Origin of the sequence: Sedimentibacter hydroxybenzoicus DSM 7310 (assembly GCF_013403245.1) — a bacterium.
Classification (GTDB): domain Bacteria; phylum Bacillota; class Clostridia; order Tissierellales; family Sedimentibacteraceae; genus Sedimentibacter; species Sedimentibacter hydroxybenzoicus.
Window position 1 is genome coordinate 1 of the sequence record NZ_JACBNQ010000032.1, and the last position, 14,689, is coordinate 14,689.

Annotated in this window: 13 protein-coding genes and 1 pseudogene; 3 read left to right on the forward strand and 11 right to left on the reverse strand. The window is 37.6% G+C overall.

All coding sequences use genetic code 11. From position 1 onward, the window contains the following. The first annotated feature begins 286 nt into the window (after positions 1-286). Both HZF24_RS17200 and HZF24_RS17205 read left to right on the forward strand, forming a co-directional pair. Positions 287-487, forward strand: coding sequence for a cold-shock protein (locus HZF24_RS17200; protein WP_179239608.1), 201 nt, complete (start codon positions 287-289; stop codon positions 485-487). A 71-nt stretch (positions 488-558) separates the two neighbouring features. Next, positions 559-768, forward strand: a pseudogene (locus HZF24_RS17205) (DEAD/DEAH box helicase); the annotation flags it as partial. A 67-nt stretch (positions 769-835) separates the two neighbouring features. Here HZF24_RS17205 and HZF24_RS17210 read toward each other — a convergent pair. The 3 genes from HZF24_RS17210 to HZF24_RS17220 all read right to left on the reverse strand — a co-directional run bounded on the left by HZF24_RS17210 (position 836) and on the right by HZF24_RS17220 (position 2,623). Then, positions 836-1,378 (reverse strand): Uma2 family endonuclease, encoded by a 543-nt coding sequence (locus tag HZF24_RS17210; protein ID WP_179239610.1) that lies wholly within the window; start codon positions 1,376-1,378, stop codon positions 836-838. 164 nt (positions 1,379-1,542) lie between these two features. Continuing rightward, positions 1,543-1,893 (reverse strand): DUF2200 domain-containing protein, encoded by a 351-nt coding sequence (locus HZF24_RS17215; protein WP_179239611.1) that lies wholly within the window; start codon positions 1,891-1,893, stop codon positions 1,543-1,545. 22 nt (positions 1,894-1,915) lie between these two features. After that, positions 1,916-2,623 (reverse strand): helix-turn-helix domain-containing protein, encoded by a 708-nt coding sequence (locus tag HZF24_RS17220; protein ID WP_179239612.1) that lies wholly within the window; start codon positions 2,621-2,623, stop codon positions 1,916-1,918. A 295-nt stretch (positions 2,624-2,918) separates the two neighbouring features. Here HZF24_RS17220 and HZF24_RS17225 point away from each other — a divergent pair, with 295 nt between their 5' ends. After that, a complete protein-coding gene (locus HZF24_RS17225) occupies positions 2,919-4,130 on the forward strand; it encodes a MalY/PatB family protein (RefSeq protein ID WP_179239613.1) in 1,212 nt (403 codons plus the stop codon). Between the two features lie 77 nt (positions 4,131-4,207). Here the strand turns inward: HZF24_RS17225 and HZF24_RS17230 are convergent, their stop codons facing one another. The 8 genes from HZF24_RS17230 to ppdK all read right to left on the reverse strand — a co-directional run bounded on the left by HZF24_RS17230 (position 4,208) and on the right by ppdK (position 14,581). Beyond that, a complete protein-coding gene (locus HZF24_RS17230) occupies positions 4,208-5,491 on the reverse strand; it encodes a peptidoglycan-binding domain-containing protein (protein WP_179239614.1) in 1,284 nt (427 codons plus the stop codon). A 15-nt stretch (positions 5,492-5,506) separates the two neighbouring features. Beyond that, positions 5,507-7,204: a S8 family peptidase gene (locus tag HZF24_RS17235; protein WP_179239615.1), complete on the reverse strand. Its 1,698-nt coding sequence runs from the start codon at positions 7,202-7,204 to the stop codon at positions 5,507-5,509. 1 nt (position 7,205) lies between these two features. Continuing rightward, on the reverse strand, positions 7,206-8,909 hold the full coding sequence (locus tag HZF24_RS17240) for a S8 family peptidase (protein ID WP_179239616.1): 1,704 nt from the start codon (positions 8,907-8,909) through the stop codon (positions 7,206-7,208). Between the two features lie 42 nt (positions 8,910-8,951). After that, positions 8,952-9,236 carry a hypothetical protein gene (locus HZF24_RS17245; protein ID WP_179239617.1) on the reverse strand — a complete coding sequence of 95 codons (285 nt, stop codon included), beginning with the start codon at positions 9,234-9,236 and terminating at the stop codon, positions 8,952-8,954. Positions 9,237-9,380: 144 nt separating this feature from the next. Beyond that, positions 9,381-10,358 (reverse strand): phosphotransferase, encoded by a 978-nt coding sequence (locus HZF24_RS17250; RefSeq protein ID WP_179239618.1) that lies wholly within the window; start codon positions 10,356-10,358, stop codon positions 9,381-9,383. Positions 10,359-10,424: 66 nt separating this feature from the next. Further along, complete coding sequence (locus tag HZF24_RS17255) at positions 10,425-10,751, reverse strand: VOC family protein (RefSeq protein WP_179239619.1); 327 nt, start codon at positions 10,749-10,751, stop codon at positions 10,425-10,427. A 308-nt stretch (positions 10,752-11,059) separates the two neighbouring features. Then, on the reverse strand, positions 11,060-11,815 hold the full coding sequence (locus HZF24_RS17260) for a helix-turn-helix domain-containing protein (RefSeq protein ID WP_179239620.1): 756 nt from the start codon (positions 11,813-11,815) through the stop codon (positions 11,060-11,062). A gap of 144 nt (positions 11,816-11,959) precedes the next feature. Next, positions 11,960-14,581 carry a pyruvate, phosphate dikinase gene (gene ppdK, locus HZF24_RS17265; RefSeq protein WP_179239621.1) on the reverse strand — a complete coding sequence of 874 codons (2,622 nt, stop codon included), beginning with the start codon at positions 14,579-14,581 and terminating at the stop codon, positions 11,960-11,962. Between the last annotated feature and the right edge of the window lie 108 nt (positions 14,582-14,689).

The following is a 14,689-nucleotide window of genomic DNA, read 5'->3' on the forward strand; positions in this document are numbered from 1 at the left end:
GATTATACCTGTTTTTGCCAACCAAAAAAAGCTTTTTCTTTATTTGTTACTTTTTCTTAACTCATGCGTTTGTCGTGCAATAAATAATTTACGTAAATAATTTGATAATTAAATAATTGTTGACTCAATTAAATTAATATGTTATATTAAGAAAGTATTACAGATGTATTTATTGATTTCACATGTTTTTAGAGATTATATATATGTTGTTGATATATAATTTGTAAAAATATGTGAATTTTTTTTAACTACAATGGAGTATAAATAAAATATTAGGAGGTACCTCATGAATAAAGGTACAGTAAAATGGTTTAACGCAGAAAAAGGATTTGGATTTATAACAGCAGATAATGGTAAAGATGTATTTGTGCATTTTTCAGCTATTCAAAGTGACGGATTCAAGTCATTAGAAGAAGGTCAAGCAGTTAGCTTTGATATTACCCAAGGCAATAAAGGCGACCAAGCAACTAACGTAAATAGAATATAATTAATACTATAGCTATGAACGTTAAAAGTCGGGAACTAAACCCGATTTTTTTATGCAGAAAGAGAGAGAATATGAAATTTGAAGATTTAAATTTAATAAAAGAAATAAATAAAGCTTTAAAAGATGAAGGATATGATAACCCTACATCTATACAAGAACAGGCTATACCCCATGTATTGAAAGGAAGGGATGTACTCGGATGCGCCCAGACCGGAACCGGAAAAACAGCAGCATTTGCTATACCTATAATACAAAAAATATATGAACAAAAAATTAAAAACTCTAAAAACTATAAACCCAGTGGGAACCCAGTGGGGACGGAACCCAGTGGGGACGGTTCTTTTTGGGTCAATATTCAGCCCATATAAATATATCAGATATATTTATAGCTAAATCGTCGAAAACAGATGAAACTAAGATCTCGTTTTTACAATAATCTTTAATTGTTTCATTTTCAAAATTGTATACTGTTATAGTTTCAGTCTTAGGATTTGCTATCCAATATTCTTTAACACCAAATAATTCGTACTTAATAAGTTTTGTAAATGCGTCCGTATATTGGCTGCTTGGGCTTATAATTTCAATTACAATTTCCGGTGCTTTCTTATATCTTTGAAAATTACTGTCATCTAATCCACAAATAACTGAGATATCGGGAATTAACACATTATCATTAAATTCAACTTCAGCTTCGGTAAATACCATACAATTCTTTCCCTTAAAATAGATTCCTAATTGCAGAAATAAGTTTCCCATTACCTCCTGATGCTTATAATTCGGTCGAGGGGACATTAAAACAATTCCATCAATTAATTCATATTTTTTTTCATCACTAGTTTCTAAATTATTAAATTCAAACAATGAAAATTTCTTACTTGAATATTGTTCCATTGCAACCTCCAACTAATTATTTTTTTTATTCTATCATAAGTGCAAGACGCTTATCGTCTTGCTTCACACCGATACAATAAATACATAATCATACAAAGACGTATGTCTTTGTTTCCTCAATTATTGTATTTATTATATCAAATTAATTTTATATTAACAATATTTCATTTCCGCAAAATCTTATCCATCGTCTTGCCCTTTGCCAATTCGTCAATCATTTTATCCAAGTAGCGAATTTCTCGCATAATCGGTTCTTCAATATTTTCAACCCGTATACCGCAGACCACACCCTTGATTAAATTGCGGGAAGGATTAGGCTGAGGAGATTCGGTAAAGAAAGTTTCGTAGTCGGTTTCTTTCTTTATATGTTCTTGAAGCGCCTCCTGGCTGTATCCTGTCTGCCAGCGTATAATTTCATCTACTTCTTCCTTAGTACGTCCTTTTTTCTCTGCCTTCGCAATTAAAAGCGGGTAGACTTTTGCAAAAATCATTTTATAAACATTATTCTTAGCCATAACATATCCTCTTTTCAATTTTTTATGTTGCGGACAACATATTGTATAATTTCAATAAGCGCACATCATCTTTTGAAACCTTGAGTTGATTAATCAAGGCAGCATCCTCTTTCAGACGGGTTTTGGAAAACAGCATTTTAATGGCAATGGGCATCATGGGTCTGGAGGAAAAACCGTTAAACAATCCCCACTTGGTGTCGGAATCCAGATATGACGCAAGTATCTGAGCATTGGCCTTTTCCATAGGTGTGTCCCTGTTATTTAGGGAAATACGGGTAAGTGCATCATAATGCTCAATAAACCCCCAATACGTATTTTCACAATTCTGATAATTATCAAAATCCTTATAGTTCATATACATCATAATTTTGTATTGATGATTTTCGGTCTCAGACAGCACGTCGAACACGCAACGTATAATATGGTTGCTTCTACCATCATAAAGATAGGAGTAGAATTGAGATACTCCGTTGAAAAATGCAGGACTGTTATTCTGAGAAGAGATAACGGTGCGTTTCTGAGGATAGTAGAGTAATTGCTCTACATGAATTTGAAGGGCATCGGCAATTTCATACAGTGTTTCTATATCAACTGATATTTCTCCTCTTTCATATTTGGAAATTGTGGATTTGCTTTTATTAAGAATATCAGATAATTCGCTCAGTGTTAATCTGCGTATTTTCCTGAAAGTCCTGATTTGTTTGCCAATATGTATATTAATTTCAGACATCATGCTACCTCGTATAAAAAGTTTCGTAAAAATATATAAAAGTTTTTGATTTAGCTATTTTTTATTATATACAAGAATTTTAGCATACAAAAAGGAAAAAATCCATTCTAAATAAAAAAAATAATAAGAAAATCTACTCTTAAGAAACTTTGATAGTTTTGACATAATAAGTTATGATTGATAAAATAGGATAAAGATAAAAGGGGATACACCCTTAAAGTAAGAAAAGTCTTTGAGAGGTAGCATTAGGGGAATATCCCCAAATAAAATTAAATTAACAGACAGGAGTGGTAATATGTACAATTTTGATGAAATTATTGACCGCAGTCATACGAATGCTATGAATACGGACGGATTTCGCAGCTATATCTTTCATGCAGACGATACGATGACATTCCCTTATAAAGATGAGGAATTTATAAGGATGTGGGTTGCAGATATGGAATTCGCAACTCCGGATGTTATAATCGATGCTATTAAGGAACGTCTGGATAAACGTATCTTTGGATATACAAGGGTATTTGAAAACAGCTATTATGAAGTATTTGCAAATTGGTGTATGAAACGTTACGGATGGACGTTTGATAAAAACCAGCTTGTTATGTCAAACGGTATCATACCGGCATTATTTGAGTTAGTGGATTATATTTGCAAAAAAGATGAAAAGGTGTTGTTTTTAACACCCTCATACGCATATTTCAAGTATGCGGCTGATCATAACAGCAGAGAATATGTGTGCTCAGATTTGATAAATATCGACGGATATTATACTATAGATTTTGAAGATTTGGAAAAAAAAGCTTCCGATGAAAAGACAACACTCTTAATTTTTTGCAATCCTCACAACCCTACCGGACGTGTATGGAAAGAGGATGAGCTGAAAAAAGTCGGAGAAATTATAGAAAAGCATAATCTATGGGTTATTTCCGATGAAATTCATTGTGATTTGCTACGCCTTAATCAAACACACATTCCGCTGGGGAAGGTTATGCAGGATTATGAAAGAATGATTACATGTATGGCTCCAAGCAAGACCTTTAACATGGCCGGGCTGATGCTTTCACACATTATTATCAGAGACGAAAGTTTAAGAGAAATATGGCTTAACAGACATTACAATTTTGACAATCCTTTAAGTATTGCAGCGGCTCAGGCAGCATATGAAAAAGGCGGAATCTGGTTGGAGGAATTGCGTGCATACTTGGATGAAAATTTCAGATTTACAGGGGAATATCTTTCTAAAAATCTGCCAAATGCAAAATTCAAAATATCCGAAGCAACCTATCTGGCATGGGTGGACTTAGGTGCTTATTTTGACAAGGATGAGGACTTGCCTATGTTTTTTGCATATGAAGCAGGTGTACTGTTAGAAGGCGGCAATATGTTTGTAGATAACTCTGACGGTTTTATCCGCCTGAATCTTGCATGCCCAATTTCAATGCTGAAAGGAGGATTAAAAAGAATATGTGAAGCAGTCAATAAAAAGCATGAGGGTACAGATAAATAAATTAGTACAAAATTTAAAAAAGATATTTAGCCTGATTTTCGCACTAAATATCTTTTTTATTTTCAATAGCATTTTGTTTATGGTGTAAGCTCACCTATCTTGGTCACTGCAACATAAATATTTGAAATGCTGTACCATGTGGCAAAGTCAACTATGCCTGTAACAGGAAGCTGAAATATTTCCTGAAACCTTTTAACTGCATCTTCTGTTGTCTCTTTGAAAATACCATCTACCCTTATTTTAGGTATTGCAGGGTAATTATCTGAAATCCTGTTGAGCTGTTCCTGAATAGTTCTGACAGCTCCGCCGGCAGAGCCTGACAGCAGGTTTACGCCGGGGAAAGACTGCGGAATTCCCTCAACTATTTGTGCTTGTGCAAGATAAACCTCGCTTCCGTAATAATACCGCAAAATATCAATAGGGGAATAACCCTGCTCTCCCATGTTTTTTGAGCCCCACTGATTCAACCAATCAGGGCAGCTTACTCTTTGCCCGTCGCAGTATTGTGCAAGCAAGGGCTGTCTTATGTTGGGTTTTGTTATATAAGTTGTAAAAATTTCATCCACAACATATGCTATCTCTTCAAAAATAGTACGGCCGTATGAAAAGGCTTGATCATAAGCTGTTGAATTAGTAATTGTAAAATCAAAGCCCTTGTTTCTGTACCATTCGGTATAAACACGATTGAGGGTGAATGACAGAATGGCTAAAACATTCGCCTGGATGGTATTACTTGACCAAGTGCAATAAATTTCACTGCTTGCGACATTTTTTATGTAGTCTTTGAAAGGAACATAATAATTCGTAGCAGAAAAGTTTGAAGGAACTCCATCATGCACAATGATGGTTTCGGGAATGACCGGTTCAGACAAAACAACAAAACCTGATGATGGTGGAAGCTCTTTTATCGCACTTTCGGGAATCTTGGGCGGAAAATTTCCCCAAAGCACAGGATATGGAACAAAAAGAGTGCGTGATGTTTCATAGGAGTATTTCCGCTGTCTTAAATTAATGTTTTGGATAGCTGTTGTTTCTGGAAATACTTGCACTCCTTCTACAATAATGATATCAAGATCCTCGCGTGTTGCAATAATATCATATGTACTGAAAGGTTGGGGAAATCCCGGAGCTAAGGAGTATTCCAACGGCGGTGTTGGCAAGCTTATTTCCTGTGTCCGTCCGGAAGAGTTGGTGCTTATTTGTGCAATTAAGTACGAATTTAATCTTGACATAACGAGCACATTCACATCGGAAAGCGGTATCCCTAAGTTTGCATCGAAGCATTGGACCTGCAAACGCCCCCTGTCAATCATCTCATTCATTCTTATTTTTCTTGTATCGGGTTTGTTGTATGGTGTCATATATCTGCTCCTTATTTACTTCAATTTGTTAAACGATTCAAATAAATCAAGCTTGCCATATCCCCATTGAACATTAGGGTATTCGCGACTGCCGGATCGGCTGCATCCTCTGATTAACAGGGAGAGAACACGATTACAGCTCATATCCGGCTCATGATTCATTACAATGCCCCACTGCAGCATGATGGCGGCGGCTCCCGTTGTGATGGCAGCAGCAACTCCCGTTCCTGATGATGTACCGGGTCCCTTGGGATATATTCCTCCTATATTTACACCGGGAGCAACAAAGTCCGGCGACATTCTTGGGAGTCTGGTCGGACCCCATGAAGAAGCAATAAAAAGACTGTCATCCCTATTGTTATAAGCTCCGCATGTAATAGTTCCTATTGAGGTAGCAGGATTGACAATGGTATAGTTTGGTTTAGGCTCAATAAATTCTACATATGGGCTGACCATACCTGTTATTGGCAGCCATGCATGATATTCTCCGCTGACGACAATATCACCTTGCAGTATAATCTCCCATATTCCCGGTGTAGGATCTTCCACTTCTACAATAGCCAGACGACTTCTTAATTGGAAATATCCTATCCCCACCAAAGACTTTTCCAAAACCAGCGTTTTTCGAAATGCAATATTGCTTTCAAACGGAATCCGGTTAATTACCTGTCCCGTAGGTGATTTAACTGCTACAGATATCTTATCCCACGCTTCATTCCAGATTTGAACAGAAAATCCCCTTACATTTTGACCCACGTTAATTCCAATGTTTTGAATCTGTCCTGCTTCGGTGAATACGCCGTCTGTATGATGCTTGGCATTGCTTTCATTTCCGGCAGCTGTACAAATGGCAACACCTCTCCTGTTGCATACATAGGTCAAATACTCTTCCATCATACTAAAGCCGGCGTGTCCGCCGAAATTGGTTCCTAAAGCAATGCAGATGGCTACCGGGCGGTTGAATGTATCCGCCTGGTCCAATATATATTCAATGCCCATCATGATATTATCGGAAGTAAATATAATGCTGTCATCCGGCAGCTCAGGAAATAGTCTGAAATAATAAGGGCTTGCGGGCTTCAATTTTACGGCGATGATTGAAGCGTCTGGGGCTGATCCTATATGACCGTTGTTTTCCCGCCCGCCTGCCACCGATGCTATAAAGGTGCCGTGTCCGATAGTATCCTGCTGAGGAACAATCTCCAAGGGAGATTCCGATTGCAGTGCTGCGTTAATTTCCTTCTGAGTATACACAGCACCAAACTGCATATCCTCCGGGAAAGTTCCGTTTCCCGTCTGGTCCCAAATTGATAATATTTTGCTGCTCCCATCTTCATACCGAAAGGATGCGCTGGTATAGTCGATTCCCGTATCCACAAAACCTAAAATTACTCCCTGACCTCTTAAATCGACACCCGGCATTTGCTGAAGTCGTGTGGTAATGGGCTCCTCAAAGGTTTCACTATCTAAAAGTGTGTAGTCTATAGGGTGATTATTAATAAAGGTTTCTCCCAACTCACGTAATATAGGATGTAATTTATCTTCGGAGACATAAGCAATCACATATCCACCTGATAGGACAGTCCCAATGCGAATGTATGGATTTTCTTCGGCAAACTGCCTGAACCTATCGCTGTCTTGAACTTGAAAGCTTGCTGTGGTCGGCAAGCTGATAAACTCCGCCAACGTCATATCCTTTGGTAATATATCCAAATTAAATTCCTCCCTTGATATAGGATATAAGCATATCCATAGTGTTTTTCAAACAAAGCGTTCCGTATCCCCAATATTGGTTTGGGTAATTCATGCCATTTTGTCTGCGTGCTCCAAGTCTTAAAAATGCCTTTATACGCTCACCATATAAAAACGGGTCGTTGCCTTCCACAATGCCCCATTGCATCATTAGAGCAGCAGAACCCGTAACAAAAGGAGCAGCTATGCTGGTTCCTGTAAACAATCCATATCCTCCGTATTTATTAGATGACATAATGTCTACTCCTGGAGCGACCAAATCCGGCTTTACATAAATATTGCTTCGTGTATACCCCCTACCGGAAAAATCAGCAATACTGTTTAGGTGAGAATTATATGCTCCTACTGTGATTACATAAAAGGCTGTCGACGGCAGTGTGAGAGTTGTATCAATATAGGGAATAAAAAATGCCGTATTAAGGGAAACCTCTTCTATTATGGGAAGCCATATATCGAAACTTCCATCAATAATTTCATCGGCTTTGATCCTTAACTGCCACAGACCCTCAGGTAGCCTCCCCTCTGTAGCTTCAATCTGAATAAATATATTCTGATCTACGTTGTAGTGTCTTGGCTGACCATAATTAATATATACAGCTACATTATTAAAATAGATTACTTTTTCATGGTCTGCATATGTGATTTGTCCCGTTGTGACACCGCTTGGAAGAATAAGCTCAATGCTGAATACATCAATAAAGTTTTTCCACAAGGTCAAATAAAACGAAGCTAACCCTCCTGTGGTATAAAAATCAATATTTCTTGTTTCATTCGTTTCAAGTATGCCTCTGTAGTGATGTGCAGCGGCACCTTCATTTCCGGATGCAACAACAATGACATTCTTCCATCTTTGGGCAATGTCGTTCATAAAACCTTCAAAGAGCGAGTTACCGTCATGTGAACCATCATTGGTACCATAGCTGATATTTACAGCAATGGGCATCTCAAGGAACTCTGCTTTATCAATTACATATTTCAGTGCTCTCATCAATTCTGTTGTTCTTGCAAAGGAGCTCTGACCACGCCTTCCAAGACGAACAACAATGAGAGAAGCTTCCGGAGCAGATCCCCGGTAAATTCTGTTTACACTTCCTCTTCCGTTACCCGCTGCGACACCTGCAACCGCAGTGCCATGTCCGATATAATCCATATCAGGTATGATACTATAGGGATACGTACTTGACAAAGCTGTGTTGATTTCTGTCTCGTTATACTCCGCTCCTCCTTTGAAGCCTTGCGGCGGAATTCCTTGCCCTGCTTGATCCCATATATATTTAATACGCGTGTGACCGTTATCGTTTCTAAAATCAGGATGGGTATAATCAATCCCTGAATCAATGATTCCAATCAGCGTTCCTTTTCCGGACAGTCCAAATGATGTTTGACTTTGTACCGGAGCAATACATGCTGCATCAAGAGCATCCCGCAAAACAAACTGCAAACGCTTAGGCAGCTCAATATGTTCAATTTCGGTCTGTGCGGACAGCCATGAAATTAGTGGCTGTTTTAAGGTGATGATGGCATATTGTTCGCTTAGTATCTCTACTTCAACATCAGAGATGCTTTCAAATTTTAAAATATCGCCGTGATATTTTACGATAACTTCCCAGGTATTATCTTCTATATTATACCCGGTCTCAAGTTCACTGTTTTTAAAATCAATCAATATTAGCCCTCCTAATCCTTAATTTTCACATAAAAATAATTATTAAAAAAAGGCATATATCATTTCTCTTTTCACGTAACTGCCAACCCATTTTTCGCCGTCCCAAAAATACCCCTGCACATATATATATGTAAATGCAATAGGGAAGAACCAAAACTCCCGGTAATTATTCAGCCACAGATAAAATACCATATTGGTGTTTCTTTCGTGAAATAAATTACAGTCAATTGCATAGGACAGATGTGGGGTCATAGCAGGGGGAAAAGCCGGCGGAAGATTATGCCTTAAAAAAGCGTGTAAATCAGATTGATAAATATATCGTTGCATACATACACTCCTCATATAATCAATAACCTCTTCAAAGATAAATATATGCTAATATATGTAAATTAAGAGCAAATTATAACCTACTTGATATAACTGAACTTGAAGAAGAGCCCGTTGGGGACGGTTTAGGTTTATAAAGGGAGACTAAAATCCCATGTTTAATATATTTTCTTTTATGTTATGGTAATAAATCACATGAGCAACCGTATCTTTTACTTCCGAAATGCCCATTTCTTTTTCATCAGCACCGCAATCTATGCCTAATACGCGTTTAATATTGTATTCCAGCCATTGTAGACGACCGTAGTTACTATCGTAAAGATTTTCCCAATTTTGAGGCTTTATACCTCCGGCATTCAGATATGAGTCAATAAGTTTTCTGAATAAGTTGAAATCAATATTACAATCTTCATAGCCTGACCAGCACAACGCAAGTTCAAATAATTCAAGTGAAGGATTGGCATGTGAAAGGCATTCCAAATCAATAATACGATAATTATTATCATTCCATAATACGTTTTTACTATCCATATCGTTGTGACAAATTGAAAGAATCGGATCAAGACTTTTTATAGCCTTATTTCCTTTTTCCTGACTGTCATAGAATAAATGGCAGCTTTCACGCAACAGTTCGTAAAGCTCTTTATTTTCATGCTTCATTTTATTGATATAAAAATTCCAGTCTATATGAATTTCGTCTCGTTTGTATGGTGGTGATTTTTTTGTATCTAAATTATGTATTCTTGCAAGGACATTCCCAATTTCTATACAGTGATGTTCTTTTATTTCGTTTCCTTTTAGTGCTTTGCCATCATACCAATTGAATACATAGAAAAATTGACCATCAATTTCCTGCATTTTCTGACCATGAAAAACTAAAGCAGGGAGAATGGGGATACTATGTTTTTCTAAAATAGATTCAAAGTATTCTGCTTTACGATAATTTTCTTTTGCCGTTTCCCTTTGCATAACATATGGATTCAGCAGTTTAACAGCATAGTTTCCGGTTGTAGTAAACATAGAATACATCTTGTGCATAAATCCTCCTGCCAGCGGAGTGGGGGTGGACTTTAGTGTTCCTAAATCAAATTGCTTGCATATTTTTTCAAACATAATCTGCATTGTGTCACCTTTACAAAATTATTATAGATTTTAATCGATTATATCATGGGAATACAATTTGTTGAATCAGAACTTCAAAAAAGACTCACCATTTTCTTTAAGTTGGTTAAATATTTTGAGTGCTCCTTTACAGTCAGGTACTGTTACGGTTAACCTGACTATATCTCCCTTTGCTAAATCTCTGATCTCATCGGCAAACCAAAGCTTTGTTCCGCAGATTTGCATTTCAGCATGTAAAACCCAAGTACTTAAATTCGCTGGTATCGTTTTAACACCATCGGGAACATATTCACCGTATGGCATTGACATTCCGACTTTACTTCCAAACACTTTTTGATAAAACTCTAAAACTTCTTTGCAGTTACCGCTAAATACAAGATATGGTGTAACCATGTTTATACCTTCTTTCTTTTATTATTTGTTGGTAATACATGTAATAACATCGCTTCAATGAATCATTTCGTAACCGGATAACATATTTCAGTTACCCAATTCTCTGGATTTGTTTCCACACCGGGGTTTACATGATAAATATTAAACATGGGTCCACACATAGTAAATTCGTTGTCTGATATATATTTTGCAACAGCTTCATTTGCTAGGCTGCAATTCTATTATACAGTTGTTCATAATTCCTTTTTATGACTGCACTGCTTGTGCCAAAACCTTCTTGATATGCACTTCATTCTTCCAGATAAATTTTAACATCTCTCTACTTGGATTTCAGATTCAATCACAGTCAAGGCTCTATGAAGCCGGGCGATGCTCTCTCCGTATTTTTCCCCGAATTCCCGGCGATTTTCACCGAAACGGTCGGATTTAGAAAGGGGATTCCCTTTGATGCCTCGCGTCAATACAATGATTTGACTTCTATCCAGATATTCTTCGCCGGATTTGGCAGGAATCGGCGTTGATGCCCTGAATCCTTGCGTTGCCAGCGCCTTTGCTACCTTCATATTCGTGAGTATACTTTCACGGCTGCCCGTTTTAAGGATATAATCCTCTCCTATAGACCACACATTGTTTGAAACCTTTGTACCATCCATGGTGTGAACATCAAGTATAGGTAAATCCTGCGGCATATCCCAATTTGCAAGAATTCTTCGTAATTCTTTTTCCGTAAACATAACTGAAACCTCCGATTTAGACAGATAATTTTTCGGAGAGCCGCCGTACATTCGTACAAACGCCTTGTAAAATCCCGCATAGGTATCAAAACCATATTCCAGAGCCACATCAATGGCGCGACGACCGCCAGCTATTTCATTCAATGCCCGGTTAAGTCGCAGTCTGCCTATATAGGCAGACACGGACATACCTGTTGACTGTACAAACAGACGATGATAATGCCATACAGAATAGCCTGCCATGCTTGCAAGCTCCTCGACGGTGATATCGGTTTTCAAATTTTGCTCAATATAGTTAATGCTTGATTTTATGATGTCTGATGTATGCATGAGCACTCTTCTTTCCACGTGGTGATTTCAGTATAACAAATAAATCGGGTTAAAACATTTCCTTCTGTGCGAAGTTTTTCATGATAACACACAACGGCACAGATTTCTCTGTGCCGAAGTATTTAAGCTCTATTTCTATTATTTTTAATTTTTAACAGCCGCCTGAGCTGCTGCTAATCTTGCTACCGGTACTCTGAACGGTGAGCAGGATACGTAGTCAAGTCCTGTTTTGTGGAAGAATTCTATGGAAGCAGGGTCCCCGCCGTGCTCTCCGCAAACTCCCAGGTGGAGATGATCTTTTGCACCTCTTCCGAGCTTAACGGCTGTTTCAACTAATTTACCTACACCAACTTGGTCTATCGTCTGGAACGGATCCTGTTCAAGTATGCCTGCATCCTTGTAATCCTCCAGGAATTTACCTGCATCATCTCTTGAATAACCGAATGTCATTTGTGTTAAGTCATTGGTACCGAATGAGAAGAAATCCGCATATTCTGCAACCTCGTCAGCCGTAACGCATGCTCTCGGTATTTCTATCATTGTTCCCACAAGGTATTGAAGGTCGGAGCCAAATTCCTTTTTGGTTTCTTCCGCAACTTCGATTATTAATTTTCTCAATATGCTTAATTCTTCTTTTTTACCAACGAGAGGAACCATTATTTCAGGTATTATATTTATATTTTCCTCTCTTGAAACCTCTATTGCTGCTTCAATTATTGCCTTTGTCTGCATTCTTGCTATTTCAGGATATGATATTGCAAGACGGCAACCCCTGTGTCCAAGCATCGGGTTAAATTCCTGCAAGCCGTTAATTGTATCCTTAAGCTTAGTAACTGATACGTTCATATCCTTAGCAAGATCGATTATATCCTCTTCATCATGAGGTATGAATTCATGCAGAGGTGGATCTAACAATCTTATTGTAACGGGACGAATTCCCATCACCTTGAAAATTCCCTTGAAGTCATTTTTCTGCATAGGCAGTATTTCCGCCAATGCTTTTTCTCTTTGTTCAACTGAATCGGCAATTATCATTTTACGTACTGAGAATATACGGCTTTCTTCAAAGAACATATGCTCAGTCCTGCATAAGCCTATACCTTCAGCACCGAATTTCACGGCAACTTCGGAATCCTTAGGAGTATCTGCATTTGTCCTGATGCCAAGCACTCTGAATTCATCTGCCCATTCCATTAGTTTACTGAAGTTTCCTGATATATTTGCTTCAACTGTTTTTATTTTTCCTTTATATACGCTTCCTGTGCTTCCGTCAAGTGAAATATAGTCGCCTTCCGTATATGTTTCACCTTTTACGGTCATTATTTTACTTGATTCATTAACATTGATTGACTCACATCCTGCTACACAGCATTTACCCATTCCTCTTGCCACAACGGCAGCATGTGATGTCATACCTCCTCTTGAAGTAAGAATACCCTTGGCTTTATTCATTCCTTCGATATCTTCAGGGGAGGTTTCCTTTCTAACCAAAATTGTATCTTCGCCTCTTTGAACTGCAGCAACAGCTTCATCTGCAGTAAAATAAATTTTTCCTGTAGCAGCTCCCGGTGATGCAGGAAGCCCTTTTGCTATAGGTACTGATTTTTCAAGATCTGCCTGGTCAAATTTAGGATGCAGCAATTGATCTAATGATTTTGGGTCAACTCTCATAACGGCTTCTTTCTTAGTAATAAGACCTTCGTCAACCATTTCTACGGCAGCTCTTAATGCTGCATCTGCAGTTCTTTTGCCGTTACGGGTTTGCAGGAAGTATAATTTCCCTTCCTCTATTGTAAATTCTATATCCTGCATATCTTTATAGTGCTGCTCAAGAGTATGGGCAGCCTCTATAAATTGATTATATATTTCAGGCATAACTTCATTTAATTTGTCTATTGGCAACGGTGTTCTTATACCTGCAACAACGTCCTCGCCCTGAGCATTAATCAGGAATTCGCCGAATACATTCTTCTCTCCTGTAGAAGGATTTCTTGTAAATGCAACACCTGTACCTGAAGTATCTCCCATGTTGCCGAAAACCATTGATTGTACGTTTACTGCTGTTCCTAAATTGTGGGGTATATCATATAGATTTCTGTATGTAATTGCTCGTTGGTTATTCCATGATCTAAATACTGCTTCAACTGCCATTAACAGCTGGTTTTCAGGTTCCTGAGGGAATTCTGTCTTTGTTTCTTCCTTATATATTGTTTTAAATTCATCAACCAGGCTTATTAAGTCTTCTGCAGTAAGCTCTGTATCGAAATTATATCCCTTTTCTTCTTTTGCAGTTTCAAGAGCATTATCAAATTTTACTTTAGGTATTTCTAAAACTACATCACCAAACATTTGGATGAATCTTCTATAACTGTCGTATGCAAATCTTTTATTTCCGGTTTTATTTGCCATTCCTTCAACTGTTTTATCGTTCAGTCCAAGATTTAATATTGTATCCATCATACCGGGCATTGAAAATGCAGCTCCGGAACGAACTGATACTAATAAAGGATTATCTATATCACCAAACTTTTTGCCTGTTTGTTCTTCAAGAATTGATAGGTTTGCTTCAATTTGATTAATTATTTCATCCGTTAATTTTTTTCCCTGCTCATAAAATTCGGTACACGCTTCGGTTGTAACTGTTAATCCGGGAGGTACAGGAAGACCAATATTAGTCATTTCACAAAGGTTAGCACCTTTTCCACCCAACAGATATTTTTGAGAAGCATTACCTTCTTTAAACAAATAAACCCACTTTTTGCTCATAATCATCCTCCAAATATTTTATTTCACTTATTATGTTGTTTTAAGTTTACCCTATTATTAATTATTTAAAACAACAAGGGGTGACAACTTATTCATTTTTATTGTGTT